This window comes from Variovorax sp. P2_H12 (assembly GCF_056403395.1).
On sequence record NZ_JBFUFO010000333.1, the window covers coordinates 1 to 358 of the forward strand.

At 68.2% G+C, this 358-nt stretch carries 1 protein-coding gene; it reads right to left on the bottom strand.

The features are described 5' to 3' along the window. The coding region (locus AC1DYK_RS36375; protein WP_478170686.1) for a suppressor of fused domain protein at nucleotides 1-329 on the bottom strand (329 nt) is incomplete at its 3' end. Nucleotides 330-358: the final 29 nt, after the last annotated feature.

A 358-nucleotide genomic window follows, 5' to 3' on the forward strand; every position in this document is an offset into this window, starting at 1 on the left:
GTGCTGGTCTGTATCGAGTCGGTTTGCTCGTCGGTCCAAGGGCCCGCCAGGAAGGCGCGGCGGCACCCCGGGAAGGTCGGCACGTCGTCAGGGAAGGTGACTACCTCACCCCAGCCAAGAGCCCGCCCAAGCGTCCACGGATACGCCGCCAGGTTTGCCAGGCATATTGCGATGAGGCCTTCATCCTGCGGCTCCACGTGCCCACGGCGGAACAGACGAAGCTCCGCCCGGCCGCCTGTTCGGCCGTCACGGGAGGGCATGGACTCGACCGACATCCCGACCGTGGTGAAGACGGTGACGCCCGACGAATCCGCCGCCCTGTGGACCATGACGTCGATCCGGTCGAGCGGGCCAGGGC